This is a genomic window from Algicola sagamiensis DSM 14643 (assembly GCF_000374485.1).
GTDB classification, from domain to species: domain Bacteria; phylum Pseudomonadota; class Gammaproteobacteria; order Enterobacterales; family Alteromonadaceae; genus Algicola; species Algicola sagamiensis.
Genome location: NZ_KB894491.1, coordinates 475962 through 492635, shown reverse-complemented (window position 1 = coordinate 492635; position 16674 = coordinate 475962). Strand labels below are relative to the sequence as shown.

Sequence of the window (16674 nt, the reverse complement as noted above, 5' to 3'; positions counted from 1 at the left end):
AAATTACAAACGGTGGATCCTAACATGATGCCGCCTTGAAAAAAACAGGCTGCGATTATCTTTCATCAATATCACAGTAAATGATGCAAAATTACATTGGTTTTCCGTAAGATCAACAGACCCTAACGATAGAGTCCCATTTGTTGGATCATCGTCAATGTCTTCGGGTGGAGGTCCTGCGATGTTTCTGCTTGCGCAAGTTGCTGACGAACTTGTGTTGAAGAAACATCACTTTTTCTCGTTTGGATAAAAAGAAGTTTCCCATGAAGGGATTGTTGAAGCTGTTTGCTATCTGATACTCGGCCATGATCAATGATGGTTTGAATTTCAGGAACCGGCGCTAAAGTATAGCCTGGTCGCTCACAGATGATGAGATGACAATAATCGAGTAATTCTTGATAACGATGCCAGCGATGAAGTTGATTGAGTGAGTCCATCCCAATAACAAAACCAATCGCATGATTGGGAAACTCATTGCGAAGCTCACGTAAAGTATCGACAGTGTAGGATGGGGTCTGACGATTCAGTTCACGATCATCCAATTTAAAATTTGGATAATCTGCAATCGTTTCTAAAACCATGTGTGCTCGAACTTCAGAAGAAACGCCTGGTGGCGACTTTAGTGCAGGAATATGGCACGGTAAAAAGTGGAGTGCAGTCGTATCCAGTTGTTTGGAAATATCCTCGGCAAGTCTTAAGTGGCCAAGGTGAATGGGATTAAAAGTTCCACCAAAGTAGATTAATAAAGGGTTATCGGAGGATTGACTCATCATCTGGGCACTTTAGTTGTGATGCTTTCGCGGTACAGCAGTGGATGCAAATTTGCGTTAATGTGATAAATGGATGTTTCAGTTGATCATCTTTAATTGAGATATCAAAAGACTGTAGTTCATCCAGTAACGTCTGTAGATTTTGTTCCGAAAGGCGACTCCAGGCAGTTCGAAATGCACCTTGGCGCTTTTTCCAGATGCCGTGCTTTTCCCAAGGAACCATGCCGACAGATTGATATTCTACTTTGAGTTTTGAAAGAAGAAGGAGGTCTCGGGTAAGCGCCCAAGTGATTAGTGTTGGTTCAGTGTGATCTTTCTTCAGGCTCTTGAGCATCATCAGCGTACTATGGCTGTTTCCGGATAAAACGATATCCACGAGTTGATAAGCTGTAAAGTGTGACTGATGATTGAGCAGTGGCTCAGCATCCTCATAGGAAAGGTATTGGCCAGCATGACCAATAAGCGATAATTGTTGTAACAACTGATCTGCGGCAAGTAAATTTCCCGCATAAAAAGTTTGGATTGCCTGGATGAGATCTGGCGCACATTGCAGGTGATATTCTTGTGTTTTTTGTGCAAGCCATTTAGCAAATCCTCGGCCATCTTGCGGATAACAAGTGATCAGCAGCTGCTCATTCTCAATTTTTTTGAGCCAACGGCTCCGGTTATCCTCAGGGAGCAGTTTTTCTTTTGAACAGAGAAAAATAGTATCCGGTGAAGTGTACTCTCCTAGAGAAAGCAGCGCATCCTGTGTTTCTTTCTTTAACTTTTTATCAGGAAGAGCGATCTCTATAATCTTTTTCTCACTAAAGAGCGACATTGCAGAAGCATGGTGGTAAACCTCAGCCCAGGGAATATCTGGGGAGGCCTCGATTTTTATTCGTTCATGAAAGCCTTGCGCCATCCAATATTGGCGAATCGTATCTAATGCTTCGAGTCGCTGAAAAGGCTCTTCACCTACGACAAAATATATCCCGCAGTGCTTTTGTTTCAGGTGTCCTTTAAGCTGATTTGGAAAAATGCGCATGGATCACTTACCTACTGTGGGGTTTCTTGACCTTCATCCGGGTGGTAGGTCGATAAGGTTTTGACAACTTTCTCGGCCATTTCGATATGCATTTCGTTTAAGATCAGAGACTTTTCTTTTTGCTTCGCGAGTGGATTACTCGGGTTGTCCTGATAATCACGTCGGATCACATTTGAAAAGTAATGTTTTTTACCATCTGGGAATAGCAATGCGTAGTTGACACGGTAAATCATCTCATACTCTGCTGCTTGGCCATTGGCAAAGAGTGACAATGTTCGAGAACTGATTTTTGCATCTTCGATGATTAAAGCGGGAACTTTTGGATCGCTTTTAACAACTTGAACATTATTGAGCAAGAGTTGTCGAGTCACATTAATATGAAGCGTCGAATGCGGCTCTGCGGAGGTCACATCGAGGCGGTGTATTTCTGGTGCTAAGCGATAGGCACCTCTCAAATGAAAGCCACAGGCAGTCAGCATTATGCTGGTCAGTGCGATGACTGACCAGCGTGCAAGCTTACCGTGACATTGAGATTTCAATCGATTCAATATCATGGCTTACCACTAGTTTGCAACGATGTTGACCAGTTTACCTGGTACATAAATCACTTTACGGATCGTTTTGCCATCGGTAAAGCGAACGACATTTTCATCAGCAAGTGCAGTTTGTTCAACTTGGTCCTGAGGACAATCTGCTGCAACGGTGATTTTGCCACGGAGTTTGCCATTGACCTGAACGATGATGAGTTTTTCATCTTCAACAAGCGCTGACTCGTCCGCGATTGGCCAGAGGGCGTCTTCAATTGTTCCTGCAAGCTTTAACTCTTTCCAAAGTTGGTGTGTGATGTGAGGCACAATTGGGTTGAGCATGATCACAACAGTGGTGATTGCTTCATGTAACAAATACTTGTCAACTTCAGACTCCACTGAGGCTTTCGATAAGTGATTCATCAATTCCATGATGGCTGCAATTGCAGTGTTGAATGTATTTCGACGACCAATGTCATCCGTCACTTTTACAATTGTTTTATGCAGTTCGCGGCGAAGTGTCTTCTGACTGCTATTGAGCGCAGATGTATCCACTTGGCCTGCTGTGATACCTTGCTCAAGGGATTCGAAGGTGAAGCGCCATAAACGTCTTAGGAAACGATTTGCGCCTTCAACGCCAGAATCAGACCATTCCAAAGTTTGCTCAGGTGGAGATGTAAACATCGTAAACAAACGGACGGTATCGGCACCAAACTGCTCAATCACTTTTTGCGGATCGATTCCGTTATTTTTCGATTTTGACATTTTACTCATGCCAGCAGAAATGACAGGTTGTCCATCCACTTTATGCCAAGCTTTTGCAATTCCGCCTTTTTCGTCTTTTTCTGATTCGACGTCTTCAGGAGAGATCCAGTTTTTCGAGCCGCTGTCCCCTTCACGATAATAAGTTTCCGCAAGGACCATTCCCTGACAAAGTAGCTTCTTGAATGGCTCATCACACTCGACTAAACCAGTATCACGCAGCAATTTGTGGAAGAAACGAGCATAAAGCAGGTGCAGGATCGCATGTTCGATACCACCGATGTACTGATCGACAGGCAGCCAGTAGTTTGCTTTCGTTGGATCCAGCATTTGGCTGCTGTCATCGGCATTACAGTAACGTGCGTAGTACCAGGAGGACTCCATGAAGGTATCAAATGTGTCCGTCTCAAAGTAAGCTGCTTGACCATTGTAAGTCGTTTTCGCCCATTCTTTGTCTGCTTTGATCGGCGATGTAACGCCATTCATTTCTACATCTTCCGGCAGTTCAACAGGAAGCATATCTTCAGGGACTGGAATTTGTTCACCATTTTCCAAAGTCATCATTGGAATCGGCGCACCCCAGTAACGCTGACGGGAGACTCCCCAGTCTCTTAAGCGATAGTTGACCTTGATTTCACCTTTCCCTTTCTCTTTTAGATGTGCAGCAATGGCTTGGAAAGATTGTTTAAAGTCCATGCCATCAAACTCGCCAGAGTTCAACAGGATCCCTTTATCGGTAAATGCTGCTTTGGATAAGTCACACTCAACTTCATCACTAGCAGGGCGGATCACTTGCTGGATCGGTAGCTGATACTTTTGCGCAAATTCAAAGTCGCGTTGGTCATGGGCAGGAACAGACATGACTGCGCCTGTGCCGTAATCCATCAACACGAAGTTCGCGACCCAAACAGGAACAGTCTTGCCAGTCATTGGATGAACTGCTGTTAATCCCGTATCAACACCTTTCTTCTCCATGGTTGCCATATCCGCTTCTGCAACCTGGTTGTTTTTGCACTCATTAATAAATGCTGCTAGCTCTGGGTTGTTTTTTGATGCTTCAAGTGCAAGAGGATGTTGTGCCGCAAGTGCAACATAAGTTACACCAAGCAACGTATCTGGACGCGTTGTGTAGACATCAAAGCTGTCTTGTGAGTTTTCAACATCAAAGGTGAGCTGAACACCTTCCGAGCGTCCAATCCAATTCCGTTGCATGGTCTTGACTTGCTCAGGCCAACCATCAAGTTGATCCAGGTCATTGAGCAACTCTTCCGCATAGTCGGTAATTTTGATAAACCATTGCGGGATCTCTTTGCGCTCGACTGTAGCACCAGAACGCCATCCTTTTCCATCGATGACTTGTTCATTCGCAAGGACGGTTTGATCGACAGGATCCCAGTTTACCGTGGCCATTTTTTTATAGACAAGACCTTTCTCGAACAACTTGGTAAAGAACCATTGTTCCCAGCGATAGTATTCTTTTTGGCAAGTCGCGAACTCACGGCTCCAGTCATACCCGAAACCAAGCAGCTTGAGCTGGTAGCGCATGTAGTCGATATTTTGGTAAGTCCATTTTGCAGGTGCGCTGTTATTTTTGAGTGCGGCATTTTCTGCTGGGAGACCAAATGCATCCCAACCCATAGGTTGGAGGACATTTTTTCCTTGTAAACGCTGGTAACGAGATACGACGTCACCGAGGGTATAGTTTCGAACATGCCCCATATGAAGTTTTCCGCTTGGGTATGGGAACATACTGAGGCAGTAAAACTTTTCTTTGTTCGGGTTTGCTTCTACTTTGAAGGTTTGGTCTTTTTCCCAGTGCGCTTGCACTTCCGCTTCAATCGCTTGATGGGTGTACTGTTCTTGCATTAATTTGTCCAGTTCGAACGCTTTGAGATTGGAAAATAATCCTAATAGAATACCTCACACTACGCGCTGCCAACAACCCTAAGATCTGTTCTTTTCTCATCATCTCAATTAGGGTTCCAATCCCCGAAGCGGCTATATTTATATTATGCCTATGTGGGAGCACATACTGAGGGGGTCATATGGCACAGCAAACCGTGAGTTTTAAGGAAACGATGCGAGCTTGTTTCAAATCATTGATGTCTTTTGAAACGAGTGTTTACCAAGAAACAAAGCACATTCTATCCTATGTCTCTGAACAATGGGATGATGAAGTTTGGATGATGAAGAATGACCCGGAGTCTAAGGAGTTACTGAAGCAGGAAGACGATAATGCAGCTTATTATCACGAATGGTGGTTGGCTGAAATAGAGAATCTAGCGGATCCTTATTTGCGTGAAATTTATCAGCTCCCCATTGAGCTAGAACATCAAGGCATCTATTCAGCAGGAGAGTGGGTGCATGTCGGTCATTATCGCTGTCAAAATTGTGGGACAATCACTCACATCTTTCATTTTCAGGAATTGAAAGGTTGTCACCGGTGTGAAGGAAGGCGATTTTTCAGAAAAAATCATCAATCATGACGCATTGATAGGATGTCATGATATCCTATCGCCCTTTTCCAAGTAGTGAATAATAAATATAAGGCAGACGAATGGATGTTGCGGCATTGGCGCGGTTGTCAAAAAGACAGTTAGACTATTCAATCAATAATAAAGTCGTCGATAAACTTGTGGCTGAATCCAGCCACTCCCAAGCAGATTTTATCGGACAAGACCGCGCACGCGAAGCGCTGGAGTTTGGACTTGGATTGGATTTCCCTGGATACAATATTTACGTTATGGGTGAACCTGCACTAGGTCGCCATACGTTGATCACGCGCTATGTGAAGCAAAAAGCGCAACAAAAGCCAACCCCAAGCAGTTGGTGTTACCTGAATAACTTTGAAGATACACGCCAGCCAAATATCCTGAAGTTAGCTGTGGGGGATGGGAAGCTATTCCATCAAGATATCTCATCACTGATTGACGAATTGTTCGATACATTTCCAGCAGCATTTGATAACCCGGGTTATCAACGGAAGAAAAGAGCAATCAATAAAGTATTTGAAAATAAGTACGAAGCAGCGTTGCGTGAAGTGGAAGTCATTGCACAAAACCAAAGTATTGCCATGTTTGAAGATACTGGGACAGTCAGCTTTTCACCGATTGTTGATGGCAATATTATTGATGATGCTGATTTTCCGAAACTGACAGAGGGTCAGCAGGAATTTTTCTACTCAGCGATTGAGTCACTTGAGAGTGTTCTTAACGAAGGTTTACTTGAACTGCCAGGATGGAAGCGGGAGCTGTCTGAGCAGTTGCGTGAATTACAACGAGACACTATCGAAAGTGCGATCAAACCATTACTGAAAGAATTGGAACACAAATACTCCTACCAATTGGGTATTTTGAAATACATCCGGGATATGCGTCCCCATCTTATAGATACTGTTGCGGATTGGCTTGTTGATGAAGGAGAGGAAAAGCACGAAGATATTGACCGAAAATCTATTTTTACCGAGCAATTTCAGCCCAATGTGTTCATTGAGCATGAAGAGAAAACGGGCGTACCCATCATTTTCGAATCAAACCCAACGTATCAAAATGTATTTGGAAGAATCGAATATTCTGGATTGCAGGGGGTACTGCTGACAAATCATCAGATGATCCGAGAAGGAGCACTTCATCGCGCAAATGGTGGCTATCTGATCCTTGAAGCAGAGAAAATGCTTCAGCAACCGAATGTTTGGGATGCTTTAAAACGAGCGCTTAAGCAAAAAAAAGTCTATATGGACCCACCCCAAACGGACAGTACGTTGAGTAACTCAATGACTTTACTGCCCCAAGCAATGCCTCTGGATGTGAAAGTGGTTTTGATGGGAAGTAGAGACTTGTATTACTTTATGCAGGATCATGATGATGAGTTTAGTGAGTGGTTTCGTGTGCTGGCTGATTTCGAAAGTTACTTTCCAAAGGACGAAATCTACTTAAGACAATTTGTTGGTCAGATTAAGACATTTGCCCAAGAAGTCATTGGCAAGGATTTAACTCGAGAAGCGATTAAAAGTTTAATTAAGTTCAGTCATCGACAGGCTGAACATCAGTCAAAATTATCCGCACGGATTGCCGATATCCATGAGTTGATCCAAGAAGCGAGCTTTTTTTCGAAAGAGTTGGAGCTTCAGGCTGATGATGTAAAATCTGCTTTGGAAGCCCGAAAACGGCGAACAGGCCAACTCAGCGAGTTACTTCAGGAAGATATTGAAGAAGGGCAGATCCTGATCGACACAAAAGGTGAAGCGATAGGAAAAACCAATGGACTGACGGTATTAGAAATTGGCGAAAATGTTTTTGGTACCCCCGCTCGGATTTCAGCAACAGTTCATGCCGGAACAAGTGGGATCATTGATATTGAGCGAGAAGTCGACCTTGGCAAATCAATTCATTCCAAGGGGGTGCTACTGTTAAGCGGTTACTTGGGCCATCAATATGCACAGGAGTTTCCTCTGACTCTATCGGCAAATATCGCGATTGAGCAATCCTATGGTCATATTGATGGTGATAGTGCATCCCTTGCTGAGTTGGTTGCGTTGATTTCCGCGATTACACTAGTTCCAGTTCGTCAGGATTTGGCAGTCACAGGCTCGATAAACCAGCACGGGCAAGTCCAGTCAGTTGGTGGTGTGAATGAAAAAATTGAAGGCTTTTTTAGCCTTTGTAAGTCACGTGGGCTGACCGGAGAACAAGGCGTGATCATTCCGAAGACCAATCTAGTGAATCTCGTATTAGATGATGAGGTCATTCTGGCAGTTTCAAAAAAGCGGTTCCACGTCTATTGTGTTGAAAATGTAGATCAAGCTTTGGAATTATTACTCAATCAACCCGTTGGAGAGAAAAGTAAAAAAGGGATCTACCCAAAGCAAAGTATCCACTATAAAGCCTTTAGCAAACTCAAGAGTATTGCAGATGTTGTGGCTGGAGATGCTGGTGAATCATAGCTGGGTAGAATTGCTGAAAATTAAGATTTTTATATTTATTTTCCTAGGAATATTGTCGGAGATAGATCATAGTTAAATAAACGGATTTTAAAGTATTTATTTTGGATACATCGACGTTGGTATTTTGATTAACTAGGGGGTATTATGAATGAAAATGCTTTTCAGACCATTGTATTGGGTGGTGGCTGTTTCTGGTGTGTTGAGGCTGCATTTCTTGAAATTCGTGGTGTAAAAAGTGTGCTCCCTGGCTATGCTGGTGGGGAAATGCATAACCCGACTTATCATGATGTATGTACAGGACAAACAGGTCATGCAGAGGTTGTGAAGGTCTCATTTGATCCGAAAGAAGTCGAGTTAAACATTATATTGAAATTGTTTTTTGGGATGCATGATCCCACATCGCTCAACCGTCAAGGAAACGATGTTGGTACGCAATATCGTTCAATCATCCTCTACCAAGATGAAGCGCAAAAAGAGATTGCTGAGTCAGTGATGAAAGAAGTGGATCAGGGACTACCCATGAAGATCACAACAGAATTGTCCTCCTTAAGTACGTTTTATCCTGCGGAGGAAAATCACCACCAGTATTATGCTAATAATCTAGAAAAGCCTTATTGTATGCTCGTAGTGAGCCCAAAACTCAATGCTTTTCGAGAAAAGTACCGGGACAAATTGGTTGAATAATCATTTCAAGATCTCGTTGCATGATGAGCTTATTGTGCAGCGAACTCCTCTTTATTGATGAGCCGTTATTTTTCATTGAACCTTCCATCATATCTTACGGTCTAGACTAGGGTCTGTTGATCTTTCGGAAATGCACGCTGTTACCGTTGAAAAAGCATCAATCACGGCGCGAGGAGTGAAATTTGGTCATTCCAAATGAACGACGAGCAACAAAGAGTGAGGCTTTTTCAGCCGTAACCCTTCGGACTGGGGCTATTTTTACGCGCTATTGCGTTGTCAGTCGCTCATGTAGAGTGACTACACCACGCTCCATCCGGCCTTATATCGCGAAAGAATAGCCGCCAGCAGCGACATTGATGAAAGATCAACAGACCCTAATTCTTCAGCTTCTATTCAGTTTCTTTGCGTTATATTTCAAAAAGTGAACAAGATCATTGCTTGATAACAATGTGTTCATAATTTGAACAGCTAATTATTCGGTTTGGAACCGTTGAATAGAAAATGAACAGTAAATCTCGTGTTTAAAAGTAACTTTATGGTTAATTTTTGTTCAAATGTTGTTTAAATTAGGTTTCGCTCATATTTTGCTTGTTAACCTTGTAATGAACAACATGAGTCATCTAATAATGCGGAAATTAGCATAGTTTTCATATAAAAATTCAAATTTTTATTTGAATAAAATCAATATATTAGGGAAAAATAGATTTTTTATTCTTAATAAATAAGTCGTATTTGTTTTAAAAACCGAAAAGCATCTGTATAATTGTCGCTCAGCGAAAGTGGGATGAAAGTGAAAAACAGATCGAAATCCTCAAAATGATTGAGGTCATTTTCATTGAGTAGTTTTAAGAGGGAACATTGTATGAATAACTTAAATTTCATTACAAAGCATTTTTCTAAAATATCTGAAGACCATAATGTATTGGCTCAGGAAGAAAACCGTTTTGTAGAAGGTGGCGTTGCTGCGTTACTACCAGATAATGTATTAGGTAGTTTATCTGTCATGCAACAAAATGCAGTTTTAACTTTATTGATGCACCACGAAATGCGCGGTGAAGTCAATGATGCGTTTGGCTCTTTTCCTTCTGCCAAAGCTGCAGATATCGCCGCTCACGAGTTTTACAACCCGTTATCTCAACTAATACATGATGAGATCCAGTGGTTCGTCATTTATGAAGATGGCGAATTTAAAGTCACATTTGGTAGTGTCGCCAGTTTAAGTGCGATTCATGATGACGTACAAGGAAAGAAAGATCCAGCGCTCGAAACCATTTTAAGGCATTTCGACCGGGATCAAGTGATTTATTCTGGTAAGACTTACTGTTCCCATAAGTCTGTTTTTAACGAAGGGGACTTAAAGCGTCTTGCATTTATGCGCCAGTTTTTAAATCAGAAAAACTATAACATTTCGTTCTCAACACCAAATGGAAAGTATTATACCCATGGTGGTGTGAAAACAGGCAGCAACTTAAAAGTTGAGCATGTTCATTAGGGCCTGTTGATAAAAGACTTCATCGTAACCGAACGGGGCTAGATCAAATGTCGTGGATCTGGCCCCGATTCTGTTTTGTTTTTACACGGCTTCCTTTCTACACAGTTTGATTTCCACATCAGATCAATCATTTTTCCGACTGATTCTTTCCTCTATCATATCGAAAATTTGTTGAATATAACTGGATAAGCACTGCTGATTATCATCAAAAATCATCGGTTCAGCTTTTGCTGGGATCTTCTCAATCGATTGATAAACAGCTTCATAAAAAGATTTCAATTGAGGCGCTATCGCTTCATTGCCACAGTAATGCTGATGGATGAGATAGCATCGTAAATCGACGGATTGCACCGCAAAGATCGAGGCGATTGCTAAATAGCGTTGCAGGATCTCTAAAGACTCTCGGGCAAATAATGCGGATCCATATCCAAGGCTATTGATATTTTGGTTAAATTGCTCAGCATGCGTTGGGAATCGATCGACAAAAGTATTTCCTAAGAAGGTCAGCATTGGCATCATGGAATTCCCGCATATCTGAAGCCCCTTTAAACCCATATTCACACTACGATTTGAATTGCCAACAAGTGATTTTGGCAGCTGATTACTAAATTCCGGATGGACGAGCATCGCGATTTGCACATCAATATGTTTGGCAAGCAGACCGATATAGTAACGGAGTTGATCCATGCCGATCCCCACGTATTGTGCGAGGAAGTTACCACCGTGATAAACTTTATCCTCTGCGAAATCGATTAGCGGGTTATCTGTGACAGAATTCACCTCCTGCGTGATCTGCTGTTCAATGAACGTGAGACCTTCTTCAATTGGTCCAAGATATTGCGGTGCACACCGAATGGAGTAGCGGTCTTGTGCGAGTTCATCTTGTTCATAGCTATGATCACGAGTCAATTGAGAGCCGGCAAGAAGGTGATGAAGCTTTTGGGCGACATTGATTTGACCAGAATGCGGTTTGAGTTGATGAATATAGGGTTCGAAACTTTCTGGATTTGCATTTAACCCCTGCATGGCTGCACCATGAAACTCAAGTGTATATTGAAAAAGTTCTTTCGCCCGATAGATATTCCTCGCTGCGATGGCTGTTGTGACGGATGTACCGTTGACCATCGCTAAGCCTTCTTTACCATGTAATCGAAGCGGGGAGAGGCCTAGCTTTTCAAGCGCTGAAATGGCATCCATTTCGACACCATTAAAGTCGACCTTATAACTGGCATCAGCACCAATCAATGCGCCTGTGATGTGCGAAAGTGGGACAAGATCACCACTTGCACCAATTGAGCCATATTCAAACACTTGTGGAGTAACATTTTGGTTGAGGAATAAAATCATGCGTTCAATCAACGCCAATCGAACCCCGGAAGCACCATAAAGATGGGAATGAGCACGGATCAACATCGCAGCACGAACATCCTCATTTGCGATTGGTTTGCCAGTCCCTGTTCTTAAAAACCAGAGTGCGTTATTTTGCAACTCTTCCGTTTCTTCTTTACTTATCCGTACATCCGCCATGCCACCAAAGCCGGAGTTGACACCATAAATCAGTTTGTCTTCCTGAATAGCTTGTTGAATGTAATCATAAGCTTGTTTGACTCGAGAGAGTACCGCTGTGTTTTGAGTGAGCGAGACTTGTAATTTTCCGCTTGCAACCTGCGCAATTTGCTCAAGCGTCAAATCTTGTTCGCCAAGTATCAATACAGGGCGTTGAGCAGATGTCGATGGGTTGTACATAAAACCTCTATATTATTTCAGCCAGATAATTGATGAATGCATCGAGTGCATTGAATGCATATGCAGTTGCGAGACAAGAGCTTGGTGGTTTTTCAACACCGCTCTTTGATTGATATAGCCTTTATCTGTGATTTCATTTTTTGCCATGTCGAGTGGCTTGGTGAGATAAGCCACACGCCTGATTTGTTGTGTCTGTGCAGTGTGTTGTTGGTTATGTTTTTCAATCACTTGTTCTAGTTGATCACGAATTCGTGCTGAAGCAATGATTTCCTGCATATTCGCTGTGGGATCACCCAACATTTTTTGACAGTGGGTTTGACTTAGGATCAGCAGCAAGCCAATATCCACTTGATGTTCACCTGTGACGACAACGTCTTGAAGCAACCCTTCTGATAAGCCAATGATTTTTACACGGAGTGTATTAACCTGAACCCAGTTGCCATTGCTCAATTTAAAGTTCTCCGTTAAACGACCTTCAAAGCGAAGGCCTTTTTGAATATCGTTCGAATCAACAAGGGTTGCTAAGTCTCCTGTATGAAAATATCCCTCTTCATCGACATGTTTCTGGGATTGTTCGCCAAGGTATCCTGTAAAAATATTCGGTCCGCGCACGCAGAGTTCGTAAAGGTGATCATGCCGTTCTAACTTGATATCGCACCCGGGTAATGGTAGCCCAATATTATTACTATGTAGTGCTGGGAAATGGACATTGGTGACCAGTGGCGCGGTTTCTGTACATCCCCATGCAGAGGATAAAAATGCGCGAGACTGATGTTTTTCACTGAGTGCTTGCCAGCGCAGCCAGGTCTCTTCTGGTAACGCTGATGCTGCTGTAAAAATACCTTGTAAATGCTTGAAAAAATGTGCTGCAAATCCATCATCCTGTTCTAGGATTGGCACAAGATGTCCATGTCCATAGGGAACATTCAGGTACAATGTTGGTGAAACGGTTTTTAGGTTGTCCAAGCTGGTTTGAAACGCATCAGGTGCTGGCTTTCCTTCATCAATATAAAGCGAACCGCCATGGCGAAGAACCATGTAAAAGTTATGATTACCCCCAAAAGTATGGTGCCAGGGGAGCCAATCCAGCAGAATAGGTGGTGTCTGTGTTAAAAAAGGCCAGACTTGCGCCAGTGATTGTTGATTCGCACAAATCATTTTGTGTGTATTGGGCACCCCTTTGGGAAAACCAGTCGAACCAGACGTCATGAGGATTTTCACGACCGTATCAGGTGTCACCTGCTTTTCAAACGCGTTGAGCTGTGAGTGAATAGGATGTTCGATGAATGTATCGAATCCAACAGAGCCGGGAATTGGATCACACGCAGTGACGATACAGACTTTTTCTTGCGGTAATAGCGCCAGCGCATCTGAGAATTGTGTGCCAGACTCCGCGAAAACCATGCTCGGAGACAAAGTTGAGAAAATATGTTCCAGCTTTTGACGCGCCTGTGGAATCAGTGAATAGGAAGGGGAAAGGGGAACATAGGTGATGCCGACAAGTGTACAGGCAAGCTGTATCATTGCATGATGGATAGAATTTCCCGAAAGCAATATCACTTTATCATCCATCTGAATGCCACGGCTCAGGATAGCAGAAGCAACGTGTTGCACTTTTTCCCACATCATTGCATAAGTCACAGTATGCCAATCACGTGTTGATTTCTTTTTTTCGGCAAGAAACACTTGTTCTGGTGTTGTATTTGCCCAATGTTTTAACCAATAGCTGACATTTTGTGCATAGGGCTGCAGTGGCATTTTAGAGTGAAGGATCAGTGTATCCTGATCCAGTTGTTTCATACTAACACCGGGTGTATAAAAACGAATATCAGCGGTATGTGACATGTCCCTTTCCCCTTTGATGAGCTATTTTGTGAATTAGGCGATCGATTCAATCTTCATCGGTGCACTATGGGGCAGCCTACCCAGTCCCGTTTCACCCCAGCGGATCACAACCGCGGTACAGCTGGAAACACTACCGACTGTATATACGAGAACATTGTCTCCTGGTTTGATTTTTCCTTCGTAGACTGCGTGATACAAACTCAGAGCGGGCAACGCTGCACCAACATTGGCGTAATAGGGATAAATATTGTGTGTTTTACTTTGGTCGATGTTCAGCGCAGTTGCACAGAAGTCACTATACCAAGCGATAGGTGAGTTAAAGATAAAGTAATCAATATCTTCAAGTTGCATCTCGGCATCCGCAAGAGCACCTTCAACACAATGTTTCAGGAGTGGTTCCGATGTCGCCCTGAGTTTTTCTTTTGCGATCTTTTCATTCGGTCTCAAGAAGGTTTTCATTTTTCCTGTAAGTGGACTGGTTGTGCTTTCGAAGCTGACTGCGCCAATCGTTTCTGCTGAGTGGCGATTACAGCCACCAAGGTAACCTTCGCCTTCATTCACTGCACTAACAACGACGGCTGTTGCAGCATCACCAACACCAAATGCAATGGTGGTATTGATATCGACATTTTTCGAATAGCAGCAGGATGTAACGACAAGAACATTTTTGTATTGTCCGGATTGGACAAGTCCAGTTGCAGTGCGATATCCGACGAGAAAGCTGGAACAGGCAGACTCCATATTCCACGCAGAATGCTGGAGCTCTAACGCACTTGCTAAGTGCGCAGCCCCACCCATTTCAGTTTGATCGGACAAAAATGATGTACAGATAAGTAAGTCAATATCATCGGTTGTTAGCTTCGCTTGGGTTATCGCTTCTTGGGCAGCTTTGAGCTCTAAAGATAAAACGGACTCGTCATCATTCAGATAGTGACGCCGTTTGGCCCCACGAAATGGATCTTCTACATATTGTGCCATTTCCGTATTGAACGCTTGGTTTTCATTCTTTTGTATATCTGATTTCCCCCAAGCCCAGATATTGAAATTCTCAAATAACTCAGGGTGATTGTCTATCCAGAATTGGTTATCGAGGACCTGATCGGGTAGTGCAATTGCAAGTGATTTAATGCCGACGGAAGAATTCATAATTATCCCCTTTTCTTATTTGTCCCAACCCGCTACATTGGCGTCACGGCTCTGCTTTGCAATGCTTTGGAATCGTTTGAATAGTGGTGAAACTTCATTGTTGTCAATATCGACGTCAATGACCACCGGACCTTCAACAGCAATGGCTTCGGTAAGAATGCCATCAATGTCGGTTTCTCTTTTAATTTCTAATCCAGTTGCTCCCATTGCTTGAGATACATGTGCGAAATTGACATTTGGAATCGGCAGCTCGCAATGTTTGGCATCAAGAAACTTGAGTCCCTTTTCACAAGTGTCATAAGCTGCATCATTCAAGACTAACCAGATCACTGGCGCTTGATATTGCACTGCGGTGTTGATCTCGCAATTCATCAACATGGAACCATCTCCAACGACGGCAAGGACTTTACGACCAAGTGTGATTGCTGCTCCAAATGCACCAGCGCTGAAATGACCCATCGAGCCGTAATTTGGGCTGACTCGATATTGCTCAGGGTTATCAAATTTCAGAAGGTGGTTACACCAAGCAAAGGCATTCCCGGCTTCACTCATCAGGATAATATCGGTGGATTCCACAATTTTCTCTTGGATCCGACCCATTAAGTAGGAAGCTCGGACCTTATCGTCTGTTTTAGGAGATTGAACCTCTACTTTTTCCCATTGCTCTTCTGGCAGGGTTGACTCAACCTTGTTGATGTGAGGAAGTAATGCCTGTAGATAAGTTTGGATGTCCGATTGGATCCCGATCACATGAAAGCCAGGTTGTGCACAACCAATCCAGGTTGAGTCCAAATCAACTTGGATGATGGTTTTCGCTGGAAGTAAATCGTTGTCCCAAAACGTACTGCTTTCACCCATACGGCTGCCGAGAACCAGCAAAACATCAGGTTGGTTCTCTTTCATGTATACATTGACTTCATCGCACCCGCCAACACCGGTACTGCCAAGATAGTTCGGATGACTTTCTGGCAAGATACCTTTTCCTCTTGGTGTTGCGAAAGCATGAGCATTGGTTTTTTCAATCAGAGCACGAACTTCTTTTGCCGCCGATTTTGCACCATGGCCGATCGCAACGACAAATGAAGACTGATTTAAGCGCTGTGAACTTTCCTGAAGACCTGCTGCGCTTGGTGCACACGAATAATATTGACCCAAGGTAAAACTTGCAGGTAATGAAGTGAGTGACTTTTGAATACTGAGCGGAAGCGATAAGTGTGCAATAAACCCATCTGGTTTTTGAAACCCAATGTTGATTCGATTCAACACCTGAGCCAGTTCTTGTGGCGTGTCGATGCGTACAGATAAATCGAATAGGTTGTTTTGATTCTCAAAGTCCGCAGAATAGTTATAGCTGCTGGTTTCTTGAGAAGCATTTCGCCCTCGGATATCTGAATTGGTGGAGCCTGTGATCACAATCAATTTCGCCCCATCATACTTTGCCGCGGCGACCCCTGTGAGTCCATTGAGTAAACCTGGCCCTGTTGTCACAAATAGAAGGGCTGGTTGCTTGGCTGCGAAGTAACTTTCCGTCGCACAAAATGCAGCGCCCGTTTCGTGGCGGCAGTGATAAGGATGAATTTCGCTAGTGGTGAGCGCATCATAAAATCGAGAAATTGCACCACCGACAACGCCGAAAGCATGGTGAACCCCCATCTGATGAAGGTGATGTAAAAGCAGCTCAGAAAAGTTTCTGGATTCTTGCATCGTGTATTCCTATCGAGTCTTGGTTCCTA

The 16674-nt window shown here is 43.3% G+C and carries 12 protein-coding genes; 4 read left to right on the top strand and 8 right to left on the bottom strand.

Annotation, left to right across the window (positions count from 1 at the left end; genetic code table 11):
* Window positions 1-122 precede the first annotated feature (122 nt).
* From nadD to leuS, 4 genes are read right to left on the bottom strand one after another with little or no spacing between them, the layout of a single operon-like run.
* Window positions 123-770: a nicotinate-nucleotide adenylyltransferase gene (gene nadD, locus C505_RS0102180; RefSeq protein ID WP_211215039.1), complete on the bottom strand. Its 648-nt coding sequence runs from the start codon at window positions 768-770 to the stop codon at window positions 123-125.
* Window positions 751-1797 carry a DNA polymerase III subunit delta gene (gene holA, locus C505_RS0102175; RefSeq protein ID WP_018690956.1) on the bottom strand — a complete coding sequence of 349 codons (1047 nt, stop codon included), beginning with the start codon at window positions 1795-1797 and terminating at the stop codon, window positions 751-753. The genes nadD and holA overlap by 20 nt, the downstream gene beginning before the upstream one ends.
* An 11-nt stretch (window positions 1798-1808) precedes the next feature.
* On the bottom strand, window positions 1809-2351 hold the full coding sequence (locus C505_RS21175; protein WP_018690955.1) for an LPS-assembly lipoprotein LptE: 543 nt from the start codon (window positions 2349-2351) through the stop codon (window positions 1809-1811).
* Between the two features lie 9 nt (window positions 2352-2360).
* A complete protein-coding gene (leuS, locus tag C505_RS0102165) occupies window positions 2361-4952 on the bottom strand; it encodes a leucine--tRNA ligase (protein WP_018690954.1) in 2592 nt (863 codons plus the stop codon).
* 179 nt (window positions 4953-5131) lie between these two features.
* Here leuS and C505_RS0102160 point away from each other — a divergent pair, with 179 nt between their 5' ends.
* The 4 genes from C505_RS0102160 to C505_RS0102145 all read left to right on the top strand — a co-directional run bounded on the left by C505_RS0102160 (window position 5132) and on the right by C505_RS0102145 (window position 10204).
* The gene (locus C505_RS0102160) at window positions 5132-5572 is read left to right on the top strand and encodes a zinc ribbon-containing protein (RefSeq protein ID WP_018690953.1); all 441 of its coding nucleotides are present in this window, start codon (window positions 5132-5134) and stop codon (window positions 5570-5572) included.
* 71 nt (window positions 5573-5643) lie between these two features.
* Window positions 5644-8028 (top strand): Lon protease family protein, encoded by a 2385-nt coding sequence (locus tag C505_RS0102155; RefSeq protein WP_018690952.1) that lies wholly within the window; start codon window positions 5644-5646, stop codon window positions 8026-8028.
* 144 nt (window positions 8029-8172) lie between these two features.
* Entirely contained in the window at window positions 8173-8712 is a 540-nt protein-coding gene (gene msrA / locus C505_RS0102150) for a peptide-methionine (S)-S-oxide reductase MsrA (RefSeq protein WP_018690951.1), read from the top strand.
* 862 nt (window positions 8713-9574) lie between these two features.
* Complete coding sequence (locus tag C505_RS0102145; protein WP_018690950.1) at window positions 9575-10204, top strand: hypothetical protein; 630 nt, start codon at window positions 9575-9577, stop codon at window positions 10202-10204.
* A 123-nt stretch (window positions 10205-10327) separates the two neighbouring features.
* Here the strand turns inward: C505_RS0102145 and C505_RS21170 are convergent, their stop codons facing one another.
* The 4 genes from C505_RS21170 to C505_RS21155 are packed head-to-tail and all read right to left on the bottom strand — an operon-like array spanning window position 10328 to window position 16645.
* A complete protein-coding gene (locus tag C505_RS21170; RefSeq protein WP_018690949.1) occupies window positions 10328-11950 on the bottom strand; it encodes an HAL/PAL/TAL family ammonia-lyase in 1623 nt (540 codons plus the stop codon).
* 12 nt (window positions 11951-11962) lie between these two features.
* Window positions 11963-13795 (bottom strand): AMP-binding protein, encoded by a 1833-nt coding sequence (locus tag C505_RS21165; RefSeq protein WP_018690948.1) that lies wholly within the window; start codon window positions 13793-13795, stop codon window positions 11963-11965.
* Window positions 13796-13828: 33 nt separating this feature from the next.
* Window positions 13829-14941 carry a 3-oxoacyl-ACP synthase III family protein gene (locus C505_RS21160; RefSeq protein ID WP_018690947.1) on the bottom strand — a complete coding sequence of 371 codons (1113 nt, stop codon included), beginning with the start codon at window positions 14939-14941 and terminating at the stop codon, window positions 13829-13831.
* Window positions 14942-14956: 15 nt separating this feature from the next.
* Window positions 14957-16645, bottom strand: a complete 1689-nt coding sequence (locus C505_RS21155; protein WP_018690946.1) for a thiamine pyrophosphate-binding protein — start codon at window positions 16643-16645, stop codon at window positions 14957-14959.
* Window positions 16646-16674: the final 29 nt, after the last annotated feature.